The 1,836-nt window shown below is 57.1% G+C and carries 2 protein-coding genes; one reads left to right on the top strand and one right to left on the bottom strand.

Features of this window, described 5'->3' with window-relative positions; genetic code table 11:
* A partial coding sequence (locus tag AC1D1P_RS22250) for a hypothetical protein (RefSeq protein WP_477674479.1) occupies positions 1 to 278 on the bottom strand: 278 nt, incomplete at its 3' end.
* 200 nt (positions 279 to 478) lie between these two features.
* Here AC1D1P_RS22250 and AC1D1P_RS22245 point away from each other — a divergent pair.
* Positions 479 to 1,836: HAMP domain-containing protein (locus tag AC1D1P_RS22245; RefSeq protein ID WP_477674478.1), on the top strand; the 1,358-nt coding region annotated here is incomplete at its 3' end.

The following is a 1,836-nucleotide window of genomic DNA, read 5'->3' as shown; positions in this document are numbered from 1 at the left end:
GTGTCTGCTTTTTGGAGTCGCCTTTCCAGCATGGCCGCAACCATGGCAATCGGCTGCAGCGTTCCCGCCATATTGTGACGGATCACAGGCGCGAGCCGCCRCAAGAGTGCGTATTGCGCCGCCTCCGTCACGCATCTTTCCAATGCCGTTTCCTGGATTGATGTGCTGTGGAATTGAACATTCATGGTGATGGTGCCGTCGAAAATGCTCCAGAAAACTGCAGGGTTGGCTGCAGGGCCGCGCCGTTTTTTGAATACATCTTGCTGCGATATTTTCAAGGCGTAACTTCAAAATATACAGCGTTAGAAGGGAGTGGTATGTAAGCCAAAACCTACAGATGAAAGGTTGTGACAGGCATGCTGCAAATTGCCGCGCCCTTCGGTAAATAGTGAGGGCTTTGTGTTGTCATTCTGAATGTTCGCGAGTAATCTCGTCAGCCGTTTCTACAAAACGTTACCTTCAATACAGGATGAATGATATGGAGGCACTAGCCAAGCTGGCCGTGGTGGAGCGCGACACCGAACTCAAGTTCATTCTCAAATCCCTCAGCGCGCTACGGCGGGGCGAACTCGCAGTCACACTCCCGACGGAATGGGAGGGCGTCTACGGAAAGATCGCCGCTGAATTCAATCAGCTGTCGGCTATGACGGCGGCGACCACCAGCCGCTGCAAGGGACTTGCTACCAAATCCCGCTCTGCTGCGCGAGTGAGTCGCCGTCTGCCGGAAGAAAAACTATCCGGCTTCTGGCTGGAAAACGCTGTCGCGATTAACACCGTGCTTGATGACGCCGATACGGCAGCGGACCAGACAAAAATTATTCTCGCAGCGTTGACCGACCTTAAGAAGGGCGATGTGCATGCGTCGTTGCCGCAGGACTGGACGGGTGTACCGGGCAAGGTTGCAGATGCATTTAACGATGTCGTTTCCGAGAACGTCCGGATGGCGCGAGAACTGGAGCGATTGAGCCGGGTGGTCGGAAAGGAGGGCCGCTTGAAAGAGCGCGCATTCGTGCCCGATGCCTCCGGCTTCTGGCGCGACTCTGCCGAGTCCATCAATTCCCTGATAGCGGATCTGGTTCATCCGACCAGCGAAGTGGCGCGTGTGATTGGTGCCGTCGCCCAGGGCGATCTCTCCAAGAGCATGGCCCTCGAAGCAGAAGGCAAGGCGCTGGAAGGCGAGTTCCTGCGTACGGCCATGATCATCAACAAGATGGTGGAGCAGCTCGGAACCTTCTCGGCCGAGGTGACGCGTGTGGCGCGCGAGGTGGGTACCGAAGGCAAGCTGGGCGGGCAGGCCGATGTGCAAGGTGTAGCCGGTACGTGGAAAGATTTGACCGATTCGGTCAACTCCATGGGCTCCAACCTGACGGCGCAGGTGCGCAACATTGCCGAGGTGACAACGGCCGTGGCAGCCGGTGACTTGTCCAAGAAGATCACGGTGGACGTGAAGGGCGAGATCCTCGAGTTAAAGAACACCATCAACACCATGGTGGATCAGCTGCGGTCATTTGCCTCTGAAGTGACGCGGGTGGCGCGCGAGGTGGGTACCGAAGGCAAGCTGGGCGGGCAGGCCGATGTGCAAGGTGTGGCCGGTACCTGGAAGGATCTGACCGACAACGTGAACTTCATGGCCGGTAACCTGACATCACAGGTGCGCAACATCGCCGACGTGACCAAAGCTGTGGCTGCCGGTGACCTTTCCAAGAAGATCACGGTGGACGTGAAGGGTGAAATCCTCGAACTCAAGAACACCATCAACACCATGGTGGATCAGCTTCGCTCGTTTGCGTCCGAAGTGACGCGGGTGGCACGAGAAGTAGGCACCGAAGGCAAACT

The organism is Polaromonas sp. P1_E1_2, assembly GCF_056406035.1.
This window is presented reverse-complemented; position numbering and strand designations above follow the sequence as displayed.